20 protein-coding genes are annotated in these 21,371 nt (G+C 37.8%); 9 read left to right on the top strand and 11 right to left on the bottom strand.

Annotation, left to right across the window (positions count from 1 at the left end):
• Positions 1-543: 543 nt before the first annotated feature.
• The 7 genes from R3333_RS03365 to R3333_RS03335 all read right to left on the bottom strand — a co-directional run bounded on the left by R3333_RS03365 (position 544) and on the right by R3333_RS03335 (position 6,621).
• Positions 544-1,437, bottom strand: coding sequence for a mechanosensitive ion channel family protein (locus R3333_RS03365; protein ID WP_318957201.1), 894 nt, complete (start codon positions 1,435-1,437; stop codon positions 544-546).
• Positions 1,438-1,651: 214 nt separating this feature from the next.
• Entirely contained in the window at positions 1,652-3,070 is a 1,419-nt protein-coding gene (gene pyk, locus R3333_RS03360) for a pyruvate kinase (protein WP_318957199.1), read from the bottom strand.
• A 1-nt stretch (position 3,071) separates the two neighbouring features.
• Positions 3,072-3,491 carry an IPExxxVDY family protein gene (locus R3333_RS03355; protein ID WP_318957198.1) on the bottom strand — a complete coding sequence of 140 codons (420 nt, stop codon included), beginning with the start codon at positions 3,489-3,491 and terminating at the stop codon, positions 3,072-3,074.
• Between the two features lie 67 nt (positions 3,492-3,558).
• A complete protein-coding gene (gene rnc / locus R3333_RS03350) occupies positions 3,559-4,284 on the bottom strand; it encodes a ribonuclease III (RefSeq protein WP_318957197.1) in 726 nt (241 codons plus the stop codon).
• A gap of 2 nt (positions 4,285-4,286) precedes the next feature.
• On the bottom strand, positions 4,287-5,540 hold the full coding sequence (fabF, locus tag R3333_RS03345) for a beta-ketoacyl-ACP synthase II (protein WP_318957196.1): 1,254 nt from the start codon (positions 5,538-5,540) through the stop codon (positions 4,287-4,289).
• 33 nt (positions 5,541-5,573) lie between these two features.
• The gene (locus R3333_RS03340) at positions 5,574-5,810 is read right to left on the bottom strand and encodes an acyl carrier protein (RefSeq protein WP_090247749.1); all 237 of its coding nucleotides are present in this window, start codon (positions 5,808-5,810) and stop codon (positions 5,574-5,576) included.
• 67 nt (positions 5,811-5,877) lie between these two features.
• The gene (locus R3333_RS03335) at positions 5,878-6,621 is read right to left on the bottom strand and encodes a nitroreductase family protein (RefSeq protein WP_318957194.1); all 744 of its coding nucleotides are present in this window, start codon (positions 6,619-6,621) and stop codon (positions 5,878-5,880) included.
• 11 nt (positions 6,622-6,632) lie between these two features.
• Between R3333_RS03335 and R3333_RS03330 the strand changes: the two genes are divergently transcribed.
• Both R3333_RS03330 and R3333_RS03325 read left to right on the top strand, forming a co-directional pair.
• Positions 6,633-7,205: a phosphoribosylglycinamide formyltransferase gene (locus tag R3333_RS03330; protein ID WP_318957193.1), complete on the top strand. Its 573-nt coding sequence runs from the start codon at positions 6,633-6,635 to the stop codon at positions 7,203-7,205.
• Complete coding sequence (locus tag R3333_RS03325; RefSeq protein ID WP_318957191.1) at positions 7,205-7,816, top strand: MarC family protein; 612 nt, start codon at positions 7,205-7,207, stop codon at positions 7,814-7,816. Before R3333_RS03330 ends, R3333_RS03325 begins: the two co-directional genes overlap by 1 nt.
• A 50-nt stretch (positions 7,817-7,866) precedes the next feature.
• Here the strand turns inward: R3333_RS03325 and R3333_RS03320 are convergent, their stop codons facing one another.
• Both R3333_RS03320 and R3333_RS03315 read right to left on the bottom strand, forming a co-directional pair.
• Entirely contained in the window at positions 7,867-9,009 is a 1,143-nt protein-coding gene (locus R3333_RS03320) for an alginate O-acetyltransferase AlgX-related protein (RefSeq protein ID WP_318957190.1), read from the bottom strand.
• Between the two features lie 3 nt (positions 9,010-9,012).
• On the bottom strand, positions 9,013-10,278 hold the full coding sequence (locus R3333_RS03315) for an MBOAT family O-acyltransferase (RefSeq protein WP_318957188.1): 1,266 nt from the start codon (positions 10,276-10,278) through the stop codon (positions 9,013-9,015).
• A gap of 242 nt (positions 10,279-10,520) precedes the next feature.
• Here R3333_RS03315 and R3333_RS03310 point away from each other — a divergent pair, with 242 nt between their 5' ends.
• Positions 10,521-12,086 (top strand): hypothetical protein, encoded by a 1,566-nt coding sequence (locus R3333_RS03310; RefSeq protein ID WP_318957187.1) that lies wholly within the window; start codon positions 10,521-10,523, stop codon positions 12,084-12,086.
• A 160-nt stretch (positions 12,087-12,246) separates the two neighbouring features.
• Here the strand turns inward: R3333_RS03310 and R3333_RS03305 are convergent, their stop codons facing one another.
• Complete coding sequence (locus R3333_RS03305) at positions 12,247-13,449, bottom strand: acyl-CoA dehydrogenase family protein (RefSeq protein WP_318957186.1); 1,203 nt, start codon at positions 13,447-13,449, stop codon at positions 12,247-12,249.
• Between the two features lie 115 nt (positions 13,450-13,564).
• Between R3333_RS03305 and R3333_RS03300 the strand changes: the two genes are divergently transcribed.
• The 6 genes from R3333_RS03300 to R3333_RS03275 all read left to right on the top strand — a co-directional run bounded on the left by R3333_RS03300 (position 13,565) and on the right by R3333_RS03275 (position 19,868).
• Complete coding sequence (locus tag R3333_RS03300; protein ID WP_318957184.1) at positions 13,565-14,281, top strand: DUF4271 domain-containing protein; 717 nt, start codon at positions 13,565-13,567, stop codon at positions 14,279-14,281.
• A 30-nt stretch (positions 14,282-14,311) separates the two neighbouring features.
• A complete protein-coding gene (locus tag R3333_RS03295; protein WP_318957183.1) occupies positions 14,312-15,064 on the top strand; it encodes a uroporphyrinogen-III synthase in 753 nt (250 codons plus the stop codon).
• 171 nt (positions 15,065-15,235) lie between these two features.
• Complete coding sequence (locus R3333_RS03290) at positions 15,236-17,761, top strand: transglycosylase domain-containing protein (protein WP_318957181.1); 2,526 nt, start codon at positions 15,236-15,238, stop codon at positions 17,759-17,761.
• A gap of 3 nt (positions 17,762-17,764) precedes the next feature.
• Positions 17,765-18,460, top strand: a complete 696-nt coding sequence (locus R3333_RS03285) for a CoA transferase subunit A (RefSeq protein WP_318957180.1) — start codon at positions 17,765-17,767, stop codon at positions 18,458-18,460.
• Positions 18,461-18,488: 28 nt separating this feature from the next.
• On the top strand, positions 18,489-19,145 hold the full coding sequence (locus R3333_RS03280) for a CoA transferase subunit B (RefSeq protein WP_318957179.1): 657 nt from the start codon (positions 18,489-18,491) through the stop codon (positions 19,143-19,145).
• A gap of 9 nt (positions 19,146-19,154) precedes the next feature.
• The gene (locus R3333_RS03275) at positions 19,155-19,868 is read left to right on the top strand and encodes a glycosyltransferase family 2 protein (protein WP_318957177.1); all 714 of its coding nucleotides are present in this window, start codon (positions 19,155-19,157) and stop codon (positions 19,866-19,868) included.
• A gap of 369 nt (positions 19,869-20,237) precedes the next feature.
• On the opposite strand, the gene R3333_RS03270 is transcribed toward R3333_RS03275, so the two are convergent.
• Positions 20,238-21,371 (bottom strand): murein hydrolase activator EnvC family protein (locus R3333_RS03270; protein ID WP_318957175.1); only part of this gene is annotated, 1,134 nt, incomplete at its 5' end.

The raw sequence follows: 21,371 nt of genomic DNA, 5'->3' as shown, positions 1-21,371 counted from the left end.
TGTTACAACTACGCTATCAATAACAGTTTGAGAAAATGCCACAGATTGTAGCAATAACAACACAATAATAAAAACTGATTTAATGGCTAAGTCAACTCCTATTCTTTGTTTGTTAATCGTATTCATAGAATAAACAGTTTAAAATGTATAATGGGTATCGAATGAAATTCAAAACCTCAGTAGTAACAGTCTCCTTGTCTGAATTTCCGGAGTACTTTTGCTTTTTTTTTAACGGCAAAGGTAATCCGTTAATGACTATGAATCATGGGGTTATTGATGAGCAACTGCTATGCGTGACCAATAACGCGGTAGATTGTTATTCGTAAGTTCGTAGTAAATATTCGTGTAAGATTGTAAAAGGACAAGCTTCAAAAATGTTCACATGAAGTAAGTTTTCATGCCTTGAAATAGAATTTTTTAAGCCCTTGTAGATGTAGCTTATTTAAGAAATAATAGGGGAAAGGGGAGAGAATTGCGAAGGAGATTAATTTTTAGGTAGAAGAAAACTATTAAAGCGCTGAAGGTATTGGTTGGAAATGCTTTTTAGTTTTCTTTTTTCTCTATTATATGCAAATCTCTCTGCGGGAAAGGTATTGAAATGTTGTTTTTAGCTAAGCTTTTATAGATTTCTATGCGCAAGTTACTTTTTAGGTTATCAACTGTAAATGCTTGTCTTGTCCAGAAAATCAACTCAAAATCCAGAGAGGAATCTCCAAAGTTTTTAAAACGTACAAAGGGTTTTGGGTTCTTTTCAATTTCGTTCATTGTTGACATGCATTGTTCTAGAATGTCAATAACTTCTTCTACATCAGAGCCATATGCCACGCCTATGTCGACCATAAAACGAACACTTCCATGGTTGTGGCTCCAGTTGATTACTTTTTCGGTAACGAATTTCGAGTTTGGAATAATGATCGTTACATTCTCGCGTGTAATCAGTTTTGAGTTTCTCAGGTTTATTTCTTCTACCTGACCAATGATTCCATCAACTTCTATAATTTCTTTCACTTTAATGGTACCTTCAAAAAGAAGAAATACTCCTGATACAAAGTCAGAGAAAATATTTTGAAGTCCCATACCAACACCCACCAATAGTGCGGCGGAACCTGCTAGAAGCACAGATACTTTAATTCCAACAGAGTCTAGCATGATAACGATACTGATGACCCAAACAAAATACTTGACCAAAAGGTAAATAGAGTGTCTGCGTTTAAACTCTTCTTGGGCTAAGGTTTTCTTCGGCGGTTTCTCTATGATTCTTCTAATTAGCTTAAGGAGAACCAATGTGATTGCGAATATGATTAGAATTACACCTATATCAATGATTTTTAAACTGTAGTTCTCAACAGAACTCAAAAGATCATATCCTAATATTTCATTGACAGTTTCGAAAGACGTTGAACTTTCTATATTCAGAATGTCCAAAAAGAAGTGCATAATTCTGGTTTATAGTTTGAGTTACTTCCTTCTTCGTTATTTCTGAAAGAAGTAAGAAGCGTTAAAATGGTTTCTCTAAAATAACAGAAGTTCTTGATTTAATCTTTATCGATTTCAAAAATTGTTGATTTCTGGAGTAGGTCTTCGCTGGTTTGGATTTGTTGGTCATAAAAAAAGCCACAATACTGTGGCTTTTTTTGAATTGGATAATTTACTATTCAACATAGCTTAATTTCAACATATTCGATCTTCCTTTTTCTTCGATAGGAATAGAAGTAATGTTGATCATTAATTCGCCTTGTTGTAATCTGTTTTCTTTTTTCAATAAGTATTTGATATCCGCAATTGTGTGGTCTGTACTTACCATTTTATCATAGTAGAATGCATGTACTCCCCAGACCAAGTTTAACTGCGTTAGAATGGCCTTGTTGCTTGTAAATACAAAGATGTTAGCCTTTGGTCGCTGTGAGGCGATTTTGTAGGCTGTATAACCCGAAAATGACATAGTTACGATGGCATCAGCTTCTACTCGTTGCGCTAAACGAACTGCGTTGAAACAAATACTATCAGAAATGAATCTTTCTTGGTTCTTCTCTGGCAATTCCTCTTTGTGGTAGATACCTTCAAAACTTTCAACTTTTGTAACAATTTTGCTCATGGCTTCGATCACCTCAAGTGGAAATTTACCTACAGAAGTTTCACCAGAAAGCATTACTGCATCGGCACCATCTAAAACAGCATTGGCAACGTCGTTTACCTCTGCACGTGTTGGTGTGATGTTCTCTATCATAGATTCCATCATTTGTGTAGCAACAATTACAGGTTTGGCGTGTTGGTAACCTTTTTGGATGATGAGCTTTTGAACCAATGGAACATCTTGCATAGGAATTTCAACTCCTAAATCTCCACGTGCTACCATCAAAGCATCACTTTGCTTAACGATTTCATCTAAATCTTCTACAGCCTCTGGTTTTTCAATTTTAGCAATCACTTTTGCTGAGTTATGCTGTGAAGAAATTAAATGTTTTAATTCAATGATGTCTCTTGCTGATCTTACGAAAGAAAGTCCAATCCAATCTACATTGTGCGCCAGGGCAAATTCTAAATCTTCTCTGTCTTTTTTCGTTAATGAAGGCATTGAGATTTTTGTTTGTGGTAGGTTCACTCCTTTTTTAGAAGATAATGTTCCACCATGAACAACTTTTGCCTTAATGATTTTACCATCAGAAGAAATTACTTCTATTTGAAGTTTACCATCATCCAATAAGATAAGTTCACCCTGTTTAACGTCTTTCGGTAATTGTTCGTAGTTAATGGCAATACGTTCAGAAGTCCCTACGTGATCTTTATCTGTACAGATTTCTATTTCTTTTCCATTAACTAATTGTATAGCATTGTTCTCAACTTCTCTTACTCTAATCTTTGGACCTTGTAAGTCGGCCAATAGAGCGACATTAGATCCTAGTTCTTTGTTGATTTCACGAACAGTTTTTATTACTTCCAAATGGTCTTCGTGTGAACCATGAGAAAAATTTAAACGGGCTACGTTTAGTCCTGCTTCTATCATTTTTTTCAGCATCTTTTTAGGAGCTGATGATGGACCTATAGTAGCAACTATTTTCGTTCTTTTCATCTTAAAAAATTAATTTGTCGGCTGATTTGAGTTCCTCGGGGTCAAAAATCACCGCGGTTAATATAGTTGATATTGCTTTGATTTGTGTTACCAAATCATCAATATCCACACTGACATTTTCTCGTATAACAAGAAAGTAGTCTATTTGTTGTTTCTCAGGCATGAGGAATTTGCCTTCGCTTTTGTTCTTTATTAAGTAGTATTCCGTGTTCTCTACTTCGTCTATGTATTCATAGAAGGAGTGACTACTAACGGTAAGTCCTTTTTTATTGGATACACTAAAATCTTCATCTGCTTTTTTGAGTCCGAGTTTTAAAGCCTCGTTTAAACTCCAACACAATCTATAATCACTGTGGTGACTGCAGATTCCAATAAGGTCGTAATCGTAGTCTGACTCTAAAGTAAGTAAATGTTTAGCCATATTTATTCACTGTAAAGTAAAGGTAACAATAATAACAAATAAGAAGTAGGTCAGAATGTAGAAGGGATTAGATTTCCCCCATCAACAATAAGGTCTCTTTGGAAGCAGCTTGTTCTGCTACTTTTTTAGAGCTACCAGAACCCATTCCAAAAGATTTGTTTTGAATCACAACCTCAACTTGGTAATTCCATTTATGTCCCAAGTTTTCTTCCTTCAACACTTTGAAGTCAAGCGGAAGTTTATTCTTTTGCGCCCATATGTAGAGCTTAGATTTGAAATCAATTTCTTCTTCGAGAAGGTTGTTTAGGTCTGTGTATTTCCTAAATACATGATATTTTACAGTCTTGTAAACAGCTTGATATCCACCGTCTAAATAAATGGCCCCGAAGATGGCTTCCAAAGCATTACCTTCTAGCGTACTTACTTTAATGGTACGGCCCTTTTGGTAGATAATGTGTTCGATTAAACCAATCTCAGCAGCAATGGCAGAAAGTGATTTACGGTTTACCACCTTTGACTTAATCTTGGTAAGATAACCTTCGTCTTCTTTCGGAAATTTCTCAAAGAGATAATCAGCAACTATGGCATCAAAAATCGCATCCCCTAAAAACTCTAGACGCTCATTTGATCGTAATTTCTTAGAAGTATTTGCAATGGATTTATGCGTTAATGCTTCTTTGAAAAGACGTAGTTTTTTAGGCCTATATCCAAAGCGCTCTATAATAAAGCGAATGAGTATAAGATCCTGTTTACTTTTGGTTGAAGATCGAAATTGAAAAAATCGTCGTAGCAATCCTATCCTTTGAATTTTTTGAAGATCGCAGATGTGTTGTGACCACCAAATCCAAATGTGTTAGATAGCGCAGCGTTCACAGTTCTCTTTTGAGCTTCGTTGAAGGTGAAATTTAACTTGTTGTCAATCTCAGGATCATCCGTAACGTGGTTGATCGTTGGAGGAACAATGTCATTCTTAACTGCTAAGATACACGCAATAGCTTCAATGGCTCCAGCAGCACCTAAAAGGTGACCTGTCATTGATTTTGTAGAACTGATGTTCAAATTGTATGCGTGATCACCAAATACTGCTTTAATCGCTTTTGTTTCAGCGATATCACCCAATGGAGTAGAAGTACCGTGTACGTTAACGTAATCGATTTCTGTAGCGTCCATGTGTGCATCTTCCAAAGCAGATAACATCACGTTTCTCGCACCAATTCCTTCTGGATGTGGAGCTGTCATGTGGTACGCATCTCCAGACATACCTCCACCTACTAATTCAGCGTAGATTTTAGCACCTCTTTTCATGGCGTGATCGTAATCTTCAAGAATCAATGCACCAGAACCTTCACCCAATACAAATCCGTCTCTGTCTTTGTCGAACGGACGTGAAGCCGTTTCAGGAGAGTCGTTACGTGTACTAAGCGCTTTCAATGCGTTGAATCCACCCATTCCCATTTCGTTTACTGCTGCCTCAGAACCACCAGTTACGATAGCGTCTGCTTTTCCTAAACGGATCAAATTGAATGCATCAATGATAGCGTTTGTAGAAGAAGCACAAGCCGAAACTGTTACGTAGTTTGGTCCGCGTAAACCATATTTAATTGAGATATGCCCTGCAGCGATATCAGCAATCATTTTCGGGATGAAGAAAGGGTTAAATCTAGGAGTGCCATCTCCTGAGAAGAAGTTTTGAGCTTCGTCTTGGAAAGTTTTTAAACCTCCAATTCCTGAACCCCAAATAACTCCGATTCTGTCTTTGTTACACTCTGCAGTGTCCAAACCAGAATCAGCCATGGCTTCCGTTGCAGAAACCATGGCATATTGTGAAAATTGATCTAATTTTCTGGCTTCTTTACGATCTAAATGATCGGTAACGGTAAAGTTTTTTACCTCACAAGCAAAATTCGTCTTGAATTTTGAAGCATCAAATTGTTGAATTTGAGCCGCACCGCTTTTTCCACTAATTAATCCAGTCCAATACTCTTCAACTGTATTTCCTATTGGGGTAAGGGCACCCAATCCTGTAACAACAACTCTCTTAAGCTCCATAAAACAAATTTTACGTAAGTGATGGTTTAAAAATTACTTTGCGTTTTCTGTGATGTATGTAACAGCGTCTCCAACAGTTTGGATGTTCTCTGCTTGATCATCTGGAATAGCAATGTTAAATTCTTTTTCGAATTCCATAATTAATTCTACAGTATCCAAAGAATCTGCTCCTAAATCGTTTGTGAAAGATGCTTCAGCGTTTACTTCGCTTTCTTCAACACCTAATTTATCTACGATAATTGCTACTACTTTTGAATTGATATCAGACATTTCTTTAACTTTTTAAAGGGTTAATTCGACCGCAAAGAAAAAAGTAAAACTTTATAAAACAAAATTTTTATTCATAATATTGAATTATTTCACGCTTCGCTTTCCTTTTTAAGTCTGGAACTCGCGCCCCTTTTTTAGGGTATCCTACTGGGATTAGTAGGAAGGGTCTTTCATTCTCTGGTCTGTTCAATGCCTTGATTAAAAAATTCATTGGACTTGGAGTATGTGTCAATGATACTAATCCTGCATTATGAATTGCAGCCAATAAAAAACCTGCGGCCAAACCTACAGATTCATTAACATAATAATTGTTCTTTTTTTTACCGTCTACAATATCGTAAGGTTTTTTCATAACTACAATAATCCAAGGAACAATTTCTATGAATTCTTTCTGCCAGTCGGTACCCAAAGGGGCAAGGTCTTTCAACCATTCTTCCTTCATGCGACCATTGTAGGATTTGTATTCCTCCTCTTCTGCTAGTTTACGGATTTCACTTTTTAGTTCTTTATTCGAGATTAAACAAAAGGTCCAGGGTTGTTTGTGCGCTCCCGAAGGTGCGGTACTTGCGGTCATGATAATATTCTCAACTACTTCCTTAGGTACGGGTGTATCTGCGAAATCTCTTACCGATCTGCGCTGATCCATAAATGTGAAAAATTCTTTTGATTTGTTGAGCATTTCACTTTCGTTCAAGTCCTGACTTTCATAAGGAACAGTAGGGTATTTATCTTTATCTTGGTTTGCCATATATAAATAAACAGAGAATAAATCTGTGGCCAAAAAATAAGAATAAATACGTTGAATGTTCATAACTTTGCCCCATGAAAAAAATTAAAGTCTTCGTTTTTGCATCAGGTGGAGGAACCAATGCTGAGAAATTATTTAGCTATTTTAAAGAGTCTGACCAAGTTGAAATGAGTAGAATGGTTTGTAACAAAGAAGGAGCTAAAGTATTTGAGCGAGCGGAAAAATTTGGTATTGAATCTACTTTGATCAGTAACGAACAAGCAGCAGATAGTGATTTTCTACTTGAGCTTTGTGCATCGGCAGACTTTATAGTACTTGCAGGTTACTTAAGAAAAATACCCGCTAAGTTTATTCAACATTTTCCAGAGCGTATTATTAATATTCATCCAAGTTTGTTGCCGAAGTATGGAGGTAAAAACTTTTATGGTGAGAAGGTACATTTGGCTGTTTTAGCGAACAAGGAGAAGGAAACAGGTATTACCATACACTATGTGAACGAGAATTTTGACGAGGGCAGAATTATAGCTCAATTGCGCACAAAATTAGAGGAGACGGATGATTTAGCAGCTGTACAACGCAAAGTGCAGATATTAGAACACGCATACTTTCCATTCGTGGTAGAACAGGAGGTGCTTAAAATTAAGTGATGATAGATTTCTTTTTAGAGTTTAGTTTCAACGGCTTTTTGAAAGCCTTCATGGTATTGTTTGCCGTTATTGATATCGTAGGATCCATTCCGCTTATTATTAAGATTAAGGAAAAAAATGAAGTGAATCCTATTAAAGCATCTTTGGTGTCTTTGGGTATCATGTTGGCCTTTTTAATTGTAGGGGAAGGAATCTTGGGTGTTTTTGGTGTTGGTGTAAGGTCCTTCGCCGTTGCCGGTTCCCTCATTCTTTTTGCCATGGCTGTTGAAATGATCATGGGAATTGAATTGTTCAAGGATGATGGTCATGGAGGTAGAATGGCGAGCATCGTACCGCTTGCTTTTCCAATCATCGCTGGAGCAGGATCTATGACAACTATAATTTCACTTCAAGCGGAATATTCGTTCATCAATATTGCATTGGCCATTATTGTGAATATACTCCTGGTATACATAGTACTGGTATTAACCAAGAGAATTGAGAAGTTGTTAGGACCCGGAGGTATAGCCATCTTAAAGAAGGTTTTCGGGATTATATTATTGGCGATTGCCATCAAGCTTTTTGCGACTAATATTCCAGCATTGTTTGAGAACTTGCACGGAGCACATTAATAAAATTAGATAGAAACATGATTAGGGCTTTCAGTAATGGGAGCCCTTTTTTAGGGATAATATATAGCGTACATCTGATCTATCCATCCAAAAGCAAAACGGTATAGATTTGCGTCTGTAGAAAGTAGGATGATGACATCAGAACTTTCAACTTCTTTTTGTATTTGTAGCTCCGAGATATCTATTGCTTGCTCATAATTTCCAGCGAATGCTTTTTGGTTGTAGTACCAGAAAGGGCTATTATTAAAAGCTTTATGTGAAAGTCCAAGGTTGTATAAGCCCCAGTAATAACTATCGGCAACGGTGATGACTTTTGGTCGGGCACTGCTGTCTGGAATATCGTAAGTGTAGGAAGGGTAACTCATCATTAAATCTGGAATGTCGAGTAAAAGATTCATAGATTGCTCTATATCATCATCTGTATCCCATGCCTCTGAACTTTTTGTTATGGCAGTAATGTTGATCCTAGGAGGATGTGTGATTCCTTTCATATCGGCAATAAATTGTATTAAAGAATCCGCCACCTTCAACTCGGCATATTTACTCCAATGAACTCCCGTCTTGGGGAAAAGTGCATGTTCAGAGCTGTCTTTTTGTGCCAAAAACCAAGCTTTGAAATTTATCAAGGGAAGTTGTTGTTCTTGGAGATGTTTGAGGTAATACTCGTAATTGGTAGCGCCGACCTCTAAAGAAGTATATTCTTCAGGGAAATACTCGGGGAAATAACTCCCTTTACCTGGCGCCAAAACTACAATTAGGTCAGTGCCCAATTTCTTTAGAGTGTCTTGTATTTGCTTTAATTTAATGACCTTTTCTTGAATGCTATCTTGACCAATGAAATCTAATCCAAAGTAGCTGTTTATATAGTTTTCCTCATAGAGGTAATTATCCTTCCCAATGATTACATTCTGAACACTTATTTTTTCAAAGAGAGAAAAGTTAATTTGGTTGAAAGTCCTAACGAAAAGAGATCGATAGCCGAAGTTATCATTGATATGCTTGTCTAAGGTATCCTGAAAAGTACCCGCAAACCAATTGTCCATTGAAAAGGTGGGCGCCTCTTGTTTTTCGTAGTAGCCTTTAAGGCCTTTGATTTCTTTCCCTTTAAATAAATTATTAGAAAGCGGGAGCAACATTATACCTATAAAAAGGAAGAAAAGTAGTTGGTGTAAATTCTTTTTAACAGCCTTCATTGCTTAAAATTTAAAATAAATGAAAGGGTTAAAATCTGAACTTGCTACGGATGAAACCGAAATGAGCAAAAGAAACATGGCACTTGCCATTAGTAAGAGATGTTGCTTGTTTTTATGTGTTTTTTTGAAATATAAATAATGCTCCAACTGCTTGCCTTTATTCCAAACCGTAAACACACTAAAGAAGATGGCAAGAGCAAGTACGGTAATAAATTCACGGGATAAACTTAAGGTATTGGTGCTCTCGAAGCTGTAGAGTTTTTGGAAATATAAAAGGAGTTCTTCACTGCTTTCTACTCTGAAAATAACCCATCCCATCACGACGAGGAAGAAGGTAAAGATATTGGCAAATAGAGGGCCAGCCTTTTCCAGAAAGTTTTGTAAAAACAGCCGTTCCAAAATTAGAAAACAACCATGGTATGCTCCCCATATCACAAAATTCCAAGATGCTCCGTGCCATAGTCCAGAGAGGAGGAAAACAAACCATAAATTGAAATATAAACGCGACTTTGTTTTGACACGATTTCCGCCTAAGGGAATGTAGAGGTAGTTGCGCATAAAATCACCTAGGGTGATGTGCCACCTTCTCCAAAATTCGCTGATACTTTTGGATAAATAGGGAGAGTTGAAATTTTCTGGGAAGGTGAAGCCCATTATTTTTCCAAGTCCAATTGCCATATCTGAATACCCAGAGAAATCAAAATAAATTTGGAAGGTGTAAGCCAAAATACCCACCCATGCGGCTGGAGTATCCATATTTTCAATGTTGTTTAAAATTAGATCGGCTTGTGCACCTAAAGGATTAGCAAGGAGCGTTTTTTTCGCCAAACCAATGGAGAAACGGTAGAGTCCTTGCAGTTTGTCCTCATAAGATTCTTTACGTGCAATGATTTGATCTGCCACGGTATTGAAACGCACAATGGGTCCTGCTATCATTTGCGGGAAAGAAAGGATGTAAAGAAAATAATCTTGAATTTTTTTCAGCGGTGGATGTACTCCTCTGTATACATCAACTGCATAGGTGATGGTTTGAAAGGTGTAAAAAGAAATTCCTATCGGTAGTGCAACTTGCGTCCAATGCAATGTTTGCCAACCCATTTGTTGGAAAAATGCATTTACATTTTCTACAAAGAAATTGGCGTATTTAAAATAAGCGAGAAGTCCTAAGTTGAGGACTAAAGAAGAGATCAGTAATGCTTTTCGTTTTGAGTTATGGGGTTCCTTGGCCAGTTGACGCACTATGAAGAAGTCGACCAACGTTGAACCCAACAAAATAAAAATAAAGCTAGGCGCTCCCCAAGTATAGAAAATAATACTTGCAAAAAGGATGACCCAGTTTTTTAATCCTTGAGGAACGAGGTGGTATATCAGTAGAAATAGGGGGAGGAAATAAAAAAGAAATAGAATACTACTAAAAACCACGTTTTTCTATGTTGAATATATATCAGATGGAAATTGAAAGCCAAAAATAAGAAACAAATACTACTTTAGTTTCCTACACGCTATATCACATGAATAAATTGCAAAAAACACAGTTTTTTTATCCTTTACTTACATTGATTCTCGGACTTTTCTTGGTTCAGTTTAGAGTTATGGGGTGGGATTTTTCTCGTATTCCGGGAGATTTAGGAGATGCACGTTTTAACATGTTTTTATTAGAACATGCCTATCAGTTTACTTCGGGACAATGGACAGAGTATTGGAATGCAGGTTTCTTTTTCCCAGCTTTAGAAACCATCGCTTATTCAGATAATTTATTGGGTGCATCGCCTATTTATAGTTTTGCTAGGATGATAGGTTGGAGCAGAGAAGGAGCCTTTCAGTTTTGGATACTGGTTGTAACTACCCTGAACTTTATTGCGGCTTACCTCTTGTTTTTTAGGATGAGCAGAACAACTGTTGGGAGTGCATTGGGTGCGTTTGTTTACGCCTTCTCTCTTGTGTTGTTTTCGCAAATGTACCATGTGCAAACTATGCCGCGTTTTGCGATTCCATTGATGTTGTTGTTTTTCTACAATTTTCATAAAAAAGGGAAAGGATTAAGTTTGGTAGCGGGTGTTTGGATGTTAGTGTGGCAGTTTTGGTGCGGTATCTATTTAGGCTTTTTTGCCTTGTTTGTTGGTGTTAGCTACATCCTTTGCAGTTTGCCTTTTTATTGGAAGAATTATCTGCAATTGTTACAGCGTTGGAAGTCGCTGTTATTTGTAGGTGTGAATCTGATCATGGGTGTATTAGCGATGTTGAAACTGATGGTTCCTTACATGCGCAGAGCAGAATTTAGTATACCCTATACCCAGGATAGGATTATGGCTACGGTACCTCGGTTAGGTTCTTATTTCTATAGTACGGATGATGCCTTCTTATGGGGTGTTTTGTCTGGGGTAGGTGATGATTGGGAATGGGCATACACCCAGACCTTGTTTATCGGAGGAATAGCATTGCTTAGTATTTGCACCTGTTTTTTCCTTTTACTAAAATCAGATTTTCGTAGGCTTGTTTTAAGGGGTGAGGTATTCCCTTTTGTAATTACAGCTTTTTTAAGTTTAATTTTCTTTATGAAATGGGGGGATTTCAGCTTGTATACACTGTTGATGGATTTGCCTGGTTTTGGAGCTTTAAGAAGTTTAGATAGGATGATAAACGTACAACTACTTTTTGCCGGTATGGCGCTAGTGGGCGTGTTGTATTATTGGAGGAAATATACGCGAAAGTGGTGGGTGTTTGGCATCCTCTTGTTAGTGTTAGGTTTGGACAATTATCAGGTAAATGTAGAAGCTGTAACTTTTGCTAAACAAGAGGCACAAGATAGAGTGATGAAGGTGAGTAAGCAATTGGAAAATTTAGATAAAAATGCAGTTGTGGCTTATCAACCCGATAGTTTAACGGAGCCTGCAATTTTCTATCAGTTAGATGCTATGTTGGCTACACAAGAACATGGTTTGAAGAGTGTGAATGGCTACAGTGCAACTTCTCCTTATGGCTTTGACTTATTTTGGCGAGAATTGAACGATGCGGGTAGAAGAAAGTGGATGGAGATGAGTGGAGCGGATACAACACATGTAGTGGTGATACATTAGTAAGGATTAAAATCTGCCAGGGATGGGAATGGATATCCCGTCCCCAAGTTCCTTGGGGAGAGTAGCAATGGAAAGCCCGTGAAGGCAGCCCAAAGAAAAATAGAATGCAAAAAGAAAGGGACCTCGAATGGAGATCCCTTTGCAATTTTTATGTGTTGACTTATTTGTTTAAGTCTGGCATTTCTCTTGTGAATGCTGGAATTCCCGTAACATCCATACCTGTAATTAACAAGTGGATATCGTGTGTTCCTTCGTAAGTAACTACTGATTCTAAGTTGGCCATGTGACGCATCATAGAGTATTCAGAAGTAATACCCATACCACCGTGGATTTGACGTGCTTCACGCGCAATGTTCAAGGCGATTTCAACGTTGTTACGCTTCGCCATAGAGATTTGTGCTGAAGTAGCCTTTCCTTCGTTTCTTAACTGCCCTAAACGGAATGTCAATAACTGAGCTTTGGTGATTTCGGTAATCATTTCTGCCAATTTCTTTTGAATCAACTGGAAAGACCCGATAGGTACATTAAACTGTGTTCTTTCTTTTGAGTATCTCAATGCTTGATCGTAACAATCCATAGCAGCACCTAAAGCACCCCATGCGATACCGAAACGTGCAGAATCTAAACACGCTAATGGTGCTCCTAATCCGCTTTTACCTGGTAATAAGTTTTCTTTTGGAACTTTTACGTTTTCGAAGATTAATTCTCCCGTTGCAGAAGCTCTTAAAGAAAGTTTACCGTGCATTTCTGGCGTAGAGAAACCTTCCATTCCTCTTTCTACTACCAATCCGTGAATTCTTCCTTCTTCGTTTTTGGCCCAAACTACTGCGATGTCAGCAAAAGGTGCATTAGAAATCCACATTTTAGCTCCATTCAATAAGTAGTGGTCTCCCATGTCCTTAAAGTTAGAAATCATACCTCCTGGGTTAGATCCGTGATCTGGTTCCGTTAAACCGAAACATCCAATCATTTCTCCAGTAGCCAACTTTGGTAAGTACTTCATCTTTTGCTCTTCAGATCCAAATTTCCAAATTGGGTACATTACCAATGAACTTTGAACTGAAGCTGTAGAACGAAGACCTGAATCACAACGCTCTAACTCTTGCATGATTAAACCGTAAGAAATTTGGTCTAATTCAGGTCCACCATATTGTGCTGGAATGTAAGGACCGAAAGCTCCAATTTCTCCCAATCCACTTAAAATGTGCATAGGGAAAGTTGCATTCTCGTAGTGCTCATCAATGATAGGAGAAACTTCTTTCTTTACCCAAGCACGAGCTGCGTCACGGATTAATTTGTGTTCATCTGTAAGCAAGTCATCCATGTTAAAGTAATCTGGATGTGTATATAGATCTGTTGCCATCTGATTTTATTTTATTTTAGAATCGCCACAAAATTAGCGAAATATCTAGATTTTTTAAGTTCTTTAGCCAAGTGATTTAAAGATTGCTTCTATTTTTGTGAAAGCTCAATACTCTATGTTACGAAAAAGACTTCTTTTTTTAATTTTAACATTACTTGCTCAAAATTCATGGGCGAGCGAGCAAGTTTATAACCTCACGGAGCGATCGAGTAGTGTTCCCACTTTTGTTTATTATGTATTGTGCGGAAGTTTGCTCATCCTATCGGTAGCTAAAATTATCAATGCTGAAATATTTGGAAATTTTTCTTTTGCGTTCGTTTCTGTGAAAAGCATGTTTATGCTTGAAAAAGAGGGATGGAATACTTTGAAAGATGGCGGTTGGCTTTTACTGTTGAATTACTTTGTGGTCATCAGTTTAGGGCTTTACTTGTTTTTGGAGCATTTTAATTTTAACAAAGTGTTAAGTTTTGCGCTGGCGATTTATTTTGTACTGCAAATGTTGGCGTTGTTTTTAACAGGTTTTGTCACTGGTAACCTCAAGCGCTTTTTTCACTCTTTTAGAAGTTATACGCTGGTGCATCAAATGCTGGGAATTGCCCTAATTCCTTTCTTGTTGATTTGGGTTTTAAATGAAGGAACAAACTCTATTTATCACTGGATTTTTATCGCCTTGATTCTTGTGTTTCAGTTCTATAAAGTATTTCGCGGTTTTGTGATTGCATTTCGACAGAATTTTGAATGGTATTATATTATTTTATACCTTTGCACGCTGGAAATTTTACCCATCCTCGCTTTAATGAGAGCGTTAGGGGGTGAAATGGAGGGAGTGTAAAGAAGTATAAAACTATAATAACTACAGATTTTGAGCGTAAAAACCATACTAGTATCGCAGCCAAAGCCTGAGAACGACAAGTCTCCTTATTTTGACTTGGCGGAAAAGTATAAACTGAAGATAGATTTTCGTCCGTTTATACATGTCGAAGGTGTCGAGAAGAACGAGTTCAGAAACCAAAGGGTAAACTTACAAGATTTTACTGCAGTAATTTTAACATCAAAAACAGCGGTTGACCATTACTTTAGAATAGCGGAAGAAATGAGATATGAAGTGCCAGATAGCATGAAGTATTTCTGTATTTCTGAAGCCGTTGCTTACTACTTACAAAAGTACGTTACGTACAGGAAGAGAAAGATTTTCCATGGTAAGACTACGATTCATGACTTGATGGATGCTATCAAAAAGCACAAGAAAGAGAAATTCTTGTTGCCATGTTCTGATATTTTAAGAGACGTGATTCCTACTGTTTTGAATGAGAATAAGATTGATTTTGAAAAAGCAGTACTTTACCGTACAGTTTGTTCAGACTTATCTGATTTGGAGTCAGTAACTTACGACATGTTGGTGTTCTTTTCACCATCAGGTATTGAGTCCTTGTTAAAGAACTTCCCTGATTTTAAACAAAATAACACCATGATTGCTGCCTTTGGTCCAACAACGGCCAAAGCAATAGTAGATAATAACTTGAGGTTGGATTTACATGCGCCCCAGCCCAATGCACCGTCTATGACTATGGCAATTGAAAATTACGTAAAAGACTTCTTGAAGAAGAAAAAGTAATTTCAAATAGAAAATATTAAAAGAAACCACGGCGAGAGTCGTGGTTTTTTTGGTTTAAAGGGTGTTGACTTCTCATAATTCAGGCCTTTTATTACAAATAATAAATCACCTACATCTTCACCCATATCTTTCCTTACAAATAACTATTTTTATCCTGTAATTACATTTCCCATGGCAAAAGCAAAAAAAGAAAAACAAAGCTTTACGTTTAAAACAAAACTTTTCATCTACCTAATCATCTGGTTAGGTGCGATGTTACCGCTTTTAGGTATACTCTATCTGCGTTATATTGTAACCGATGAGGAGGATCTTCCTTCGGTGGCTATGTTGGAAAATCCACCAGAATTGTTGGCGACAGATATTTTAGCAGATGATGGAGAAACTTCTTTGGGGAAGTTTTGGAAAATTAACCGAACATCTGTGACCTATAATGAGATTTCACCCTATGTGATTTCAGCTTTGATCTCAACGGAAGATGAGAGGTATCAGGAGCACTCTGGAATAGACGCTAAAGCGGTGGGAAGAGCTTTGGCAAATATGGGGAAAGCCGGAGGAGCATCTACGATCTCTCAGCAATTGGCAAAGTTGATTTTTACATTGGCGCAGAGAGACAAAGAAAGAGCTGCTGCTTTACTCGATGATCCTGAAAAGGAGAGCAAAAGGGAAGTGAGTGGTTTGGAAGGACGTTTGTATGAAAAAGTGCAAGAGAATATTATTGCCTTGCGTTTGGAGGAGAAATACACCAAAGAAGAGATCATAACCATGTACTTGAACCAATTCGATTTCTTGTACAATGCGGTGGGTATTGCTTCTGCCTCTAAAGTATATTTCGATTGTAAACCAAAAGATTTAACCAAAGAACAAGCAGCTATGTTGGTGGGGATGTGTAAGAATCCATCGCTGTATAACCCACACTCTTTCAATGTTAGAAACTACAAAAAACGATATGCGAGATACAATAATATTGATGAGGGAAATGTAACAGATGAGCAAGCGAGAACTTTATTTGTGAAAGATTCAATGAGAGCTGTGAACAGACGTAATACGGTTTTAGACTTGTGGAGAAAAAACAGTAGAAAAGGAAATGAAGCCTTAACAGCAACCATTGATTCTGATGAGGAAAGAGACAGTCTTCAAAATTTAAATATAGTAACGGATTACCAACGTGTAGACCACAAAGAAGGTATTGCTACTTATTTTAGAGAAACCTTAAGGAAAGAGGTTCAGGATGTATTGAGAAGTAAGGATGAAAATGGAGATTACATCTATGCAAAGGCAGATGGTACTCCTTTCAATATCTACGAAGATGGTTTGAAAATCTATACTACCATTAATGCGGATTTACAGAAACACGCAGAACATGCGGTACACAAGCACTTATCTGAAACGCTGCAAAGAGAGTTTACTAAAAACAATAAAAGAACAAGACATTTCCCTTTCTCTAATCGCTTAACGGAAGATCAAATCGATAGAATAGTGAATTCTGCCATGAAGCGTTCTGAACGTTACAAAATGTTGAAAGCAAATGGCCTTTCACATGATAAAATCGTGAAGAAATTTAATGAACCCACTGAGATGACCGTCTTCTCTTGGAAAGGGGATATCGATACGGTGATGAGTCCATTAGACAGTATACTTTACTACAAAAACTTTTTACAAGCGGGGATGATTTCTATACAGCCGCAAACTGGTTTTGTGAAAGCTTGGGTTGGAGGAACTGATTTGAATCACTTTGCTTACGATCACGTAAAGCAAGGGAAGCGTCAGGTAGGTTCTACGATCAAACCTTTTGTTTACTCTGCTGCGATGAGGTTCGGTGTGGTGAACAAATGCACAACTTTTCCAAACATCGCGTATTGTGTAGACGTTACTGAAACTAGTGATCCAGATAAGTTGAAGTCGTGGTGTCCTGGAAACTCAGGCGCTGATTTAACAGGAGAGCCCATTACGGTTGGTCATGGTATTGCCAACTCTATGAACAATATTACAGTAGCAGTAATGTCTAAAATGGGAGGTACAGCCGGACCACAAGCAGTGGCTAAATTAATGGAAGATCTAAATATTACTTTACGTAAAGAAGATATAGTTCCAGCCATGTGTTTGGGGGTTATGGATTTATCTTTATTTGAGTTGGTAGCCGCTCAGGCAACTTTTGTTAATAAAGGAATTTACAATGCACCTACTATTTTATTAAGGATAGAAGATAGAAATGGAAATACCATCTATGAAGCACAGCCAAACTCAAAAGAAGCGATGTCTGAAGAATTGGCGTACGCTACACTATCGTTAATGAAAGATGTGGTGCAAAAAGGTACAGGTGCTAGCTTAAGAGGTTCTTACTGGCCATGGGGAGGAATTACTTACCCAACTGCGGGTAAAACGGGAACAACTCAAAATAACTCTGATGGTTGGTTCATGGGCTTAACACCTGATCTAGCAACGGGTGTATGGGTTGGAGCAGAAGATAGAGGTGTACACTTTAGAAGTATGCAATGGGGACAAGGTGCACGTATGGCTTTACCTATTTATGGGTATTATATGCAGAAGGTGTACAAGGACCCTAAAATTAAGATCTCTAAAGAGGACTTTGAGATGCCTATCAATTACCAAAATTCTGTGTATAATTGTAGCGGCGAGAATAACAATAATGGGCCAGGAGAATCTAGTAATTCAGATGAGGTGCCCGATTTATTTTAAGATATGAACAAAGTTGTAAATAATGTTGAAGATGCTTGCAAAGGCATAGAGAGTGGAATGACCCTGATGTTGGGTGGTTTCGGTTTGTGTGGTATACCAGAAAACTCTATTGGACAATTGGTAAAAATGGGGGTGAAGGATTTGACCTGTATTTCTAACAATGCCGGTGTAGATGATTTTGGTTTAGGATTATTGTTACAAGGGAAGCAAATCAAGAAAATGGTTTCTTCTTACGTAGGAGAAAACGACGAGTTCGAACGTCAGATGTTATCAGGTGAACTAGAGGTAGATTTAATTCCTCAAGGTTCATTAGCAGAGCGTTGTAGAGCAGGAGGAGCCGGTATTCCAGCTTTCTTTACACCTGCTGGATACGGTACAGAGGTAGCAGAAGGTAAGGAAGTGAGAGAATTCAATGGAAAACCACATATTTTAGAAACAGCATTAACGGCAGATTTTGCTATTGTTAAAGCTTGGAAAGGAGATACAGAAGGAAATTTGGTGTTCAAAGCAACAGCGCGTAACTTCAATCCTATGATGGCTATGGCAGGTAAAATAACTATCGCAGAGGTGGAAGAATTAGTACCTGCAGGTGAGTTAGATCCAAATGAGATTCATACTCCAGGAATTTTTGTTCAACGCATCTTTAAAGGTGAAGCTTTCGAAAAGAGAATTGAACAAAGAACGGTACGTCAAAAATAATTTCCAACCTTCAAAAAATTAGATACAAATGGCTTTAGATAAAACAGGTATTGCAAAAAGAATTGCACAAGAATTACAAGATGGTTGGTACGTTAACCTAGGTATAGGTATTCCAACTTTGGTGGCAAATTACATCCCAGAAGATATAGAGGTTGAATTCCAATCAGAAAATGGAATATTAGGAATGGGACCTTTTCCTTTTGAAGGAGAAGAGGATGCAGATTTAATCAATGCGGGTAAGCAAACGATTACTGCCCGTCCGGGTGCTGTATTCTTTGATTCAGCTACTTCTTTTGCAATGATACGTGGACAACACGTACAGTTAACAGTTTTAGGTGCTATGGAAGTAGCGCAAAACGGTGATATCGCAAACTGGAAGATTCCAGGGAAAATGGTGAAAGGAATGGGAGGAGCAATGGATTTAGTGGCTTCTGCAGAAAACATTATTGTAGCCATGATGCATACCAATAAAAAAGGTGAGTCTAAAATATTAAAACAATGTTCATTGCCTCTAACGGGTGTTGGGTGTGTTAAGAAGGTGGTAACAAACTTGGCTGTTTTGGAGATTAAAGACGGACAATTCCACTTGGTAGAAAGAGCACCTGGTGTTAGCGTTGAAGAAATTATTGCGGCAACTGAGGGCGACCTAGTAGTGCCAGACAACGTACCTGAAATGAACATTTAATACTAATCAATGAAAAAATTATCCATACTCATACCTGCTTACAACGAGGAAAATACCATTCAAATCATTCTTGATAAAGTACAAGAAGTAGAATTGGTCAATAATATTCAAAAGGAAATTGTTATCGTTAACGATTGCTCCAAAGATAAAACGGTACAGAAGATAGAAGAGTACATGGAGCGCAATCCTAACATGGACATTCGCTTTTTTAGTCAAGATAGAAACCAAGGCAAAGGAGCAGCCATTAACCGCGCTATCCAAGAAGCTACAGGAGATTATATCATTGTACAAGATGCGGACTTGGAATATGATCCACATGAATATAACTTGTTGTTAAAGCCAGTATTTATGGATAATGCGGATGTGGTTTACGGTTCTCGTTTTGTGGGAGCACAACCGCACAGGATATTGTTCTTTTGGCATTCAATTGGGAATAAGTTTTTAACGCGACTTTCTAACATGATGACCAATTTGAACTTAACTGACATGGAGACGTGTTACAAGTTGATTAGAACGTCCATTGCGCAAAACATCAAAATCAAAGAAAATAGATTTGGTATTGAGCCAGAAATTACCGCAAAATTGGCACGTATAAAGAAAATTAGAATCTATGAAGTAGGTATATCATACTACGGTAGAACTTACGAAGAAGGGAAGAAGATAGGCTGGAAAGATGGTTTCAGAGCCATCTACTGTATCTTCAAATACAGATTCTCAAAATAACGTAAAGGAAGGCCATAGGTCTTCCTTTTTTTATGCTCCGTACGCTAAAGTTTTGCTCTATACTGTTTTGGCATCCTTATCGCGCTTTCCGCTGTAGTTTACCTTGTTCACCTAAGTTTTGCTAAGCTTATTTGTAGCTTCCGGTGGTCGCTAAAAAGCGCAAAGCAGAACTAAGCCTTCACAAGGCAAAGCTGCCGCTACAATCACGGGCTGATAGATAGTCTAGAGTGTGAGTAGGAAGTATACCCCCTAATCCTTCAACGAGGTTATCGAGAGAGCGCTGAGGTGAGCGAAGTCGAACTATCGAGATGCCGTAAGAACAGAGGATAAATATTTTGAATTCTTGATTTATTGAATCTTGGAATCACGCTAAGATCTTGCAATCCACAAGTTAGGATTCAATCTTTCGACACCACCTTCGGTAATAACATGAATCTCGAAGTGAACAACAGATAGTTCTCCGTCTTTAGAAGGCAATAGAGATCCGATTACTTGCTTTGCATCTAATTCCATACCCTTGGTAACATATACCTCCTGTAAGTTGGCATAAACGGTTCTATAATTGCCGTGTTTTACAATCACAACTTTCCCACCTCCAGAAATACTAAATACGCTGGTAACTTCACCCTTAAAGACTACGCGTACTTGCGCATTTTTAGGAGAGCTTATATCTACCCCATTGTTATTGGTAAAAACATTGTTTAAAGTCGGGTGAGGGTTGCGACCGTAGTTTTCAGTGATCGTACCGCGTTCTACCGGCCATGGTAATCTTCCCTTGTTTTTATCAAAACCATTACTCTCATCTAAGTCATCTTTGGTTGTTGGAAGTGGAGCGGGAGTTGTATTACCTTCAGCTTTTTTACGGGCTTCTTCTGCTCTACGCAAACGCTCTTTCTCCTTTCTAATACGTTCCAATCGGGCTTGTTCAGCAGCAATTTCTTTGCGTATAGCTTCTTGAATTTTTGCTTGTAACTTCGATTTTTTTAATTCTTGGTCGTGCAAGTTTTTACGCAAAGTTTCCTCCTCAGCTTTGAGTTGCTGGTATACAGTTTCTTGTTGTTGTTTGGCCAAGAGTATGGCTTCGCGTTCTTCCTTCTTTTTCGCTAACAATTCTAGCTTTTTCACCTTCTCTTTTTCCAAGGCTTCAATGTCAGATTGTAAAGCATTCATCTTTTGATGTATTACGGTAAGCTGTTTCTTTTGAACCTCAGTTAACTTTTCTAAATACAGCTTGCGTTTTTTAGCTTCTTCAATGGTTTCCGAGCTAAAAATGTACATTAATTGACCGTACTTGCTACGTCTCTTGTAGGCAAAAAGTAAAAGTTCTTTGTATTGGTTTTTGAGCTTATCTATACTCTCGTTCAAACCATCAATAGAAAGGGTTTTCTCCTTTATGGTAGCTTCGGTAGAGCGAATTTGATTGTCGAAGTTGCGCAAGAGACGCTCACGATTTTTAACCTGATTGTTCAGTAACTTTAGTTCTTCTAAAGAAAGCTTCGTGTC

The sequence above is a fragment of the Lishizhenia sp. genome, from assembly GCF_033720595.1.
Classification (GTDB): domain Bacteria; phylum Bacteroidota; class Bacteroidia; order Flavobacteriales_D; family Crocinitomicaceae; genus Lishizhenia.
This window is presented reverse-complemented; position numbering and strand designations above follow the sequence as displayed.

What these genes read in the sequence shown, in the direction of transcription:
- R3333_RS03290 (WP_318957181.1), top strand. Translation starts at nt 15,236, where the DNA reads ATGGCAAAAGCAAAAAAAGAAAAACAAAGCTTTACGTTTAAAACAAAA.
- R3333_RS03330 (WP_318957193.1), top strand. Translation starts at nt 6,633, where the DNA reads ATGAAAAAAATTAAAGTCTTCGTTTTTGCATCAGGTGGAGGAACCAAT.
- pyk (WP_318957199.1), bottom strand. Translation starts at nt 3,070, where the DNA reads ATGAAAAGAACGAAAATAGTTGCTACTATAGGTCCATCATCAGCTCCT.
- R3333_RS03300 (WP_318957184.1), top strand. Translation starts at nt 13,565, where the DNA reads ATGTTACGAAAAAGACTTCTTTTTTTAATTTTAACATTACTTGCTCAA.
- R3333_RS03365 (WP_318957201.1), bottom strand. Translation starts at nt 1,437, where the DNA reads ATGCACTTCTTTTTGGACATTCTGAATATAGAAAGTTCAACGTCTTTC.
- R3333_RS03285 (WP_318957180.1), top strand. Translation starts at nt 17,765, where the DNA reads ATGAACAAAGTTGTAAATAATGTTGAAGATGCTTGCAAAGGCATAGAG.
- R3333_RS03310 (WP_318957187.1), top strand. Translation starts at nt 10,521, where the DNA reads ATGAATAAATTGCAAAAAACACAGTTTTTTTATCCTTTACTTACATTG.
- R3333_RS03275 (WP_318957177.1), top strand. Translation starts at nt 19,155, where the DNA reads ATGAAAAAATTATCCATACTCATACCTGCTTACAACGAGGAAAATACC.
- R3333_RS03325 (WP_318957191.1), top strand. Translation starts at nt 7,205, where the DNA reads ATGATAGATTTCTTTTTAGAGTTTAGTTTCAACGGCTTTTTGAAAGCC.
- fabF (WP_318957196.1), bottom strand. Translation starts at nt 5,540, where the DNA reads ATGGAGCTTAAGAGAGTTGTTGTTACAGGATTGGGTGCCCTTACCCCA.
- R3333_RS03320 (WP_318957190.1), bottom strand. Translation starts at nt 9,009, where the DNA reads ATGAAGGCTGTTAAAAAGAATTTACACCAACTACTTTTCTTCCTTTTT.
- R3333_RS03305 (WP_318957186.1), bottom strand. Translation starts at nt 13,449, where the DNA reads ATGGCAACAGATCTATATACACATCCAGATTACTTTAACATGGATGAC.
- R3333_RS03335 (WP_318957194.1), bottom strand. Translation starts at nt 6,621, where the DNA reads ATGAACATTCAACGTATTTATTCTTATTTTTTGGCCACAGATTTATTC.
- R3333_RS03355 (WP_318957198.1), bottom strand. Translation starts at nt 3,491, where the DNA reads ATGGCTAAACATTTACTTACTTTAGAGTCAGACTACGATTACGACCTT.
- R3333_RS03280 (WP_318957179.1), top strand. Translation starts at nt 18,489, where the DNA reads ATGGCTTTAGATAAAACAGGTATTGCAAAAAGAATTGCACAAGAATTA.
- R3333_RS03340 (WP_090247749.1), bottom strand. Translation starts at nt 5,810, where the DNA reads ATGTCTGATATCAATTCAAAAGTAGTAGCAATTATCGTAGATAAATTA.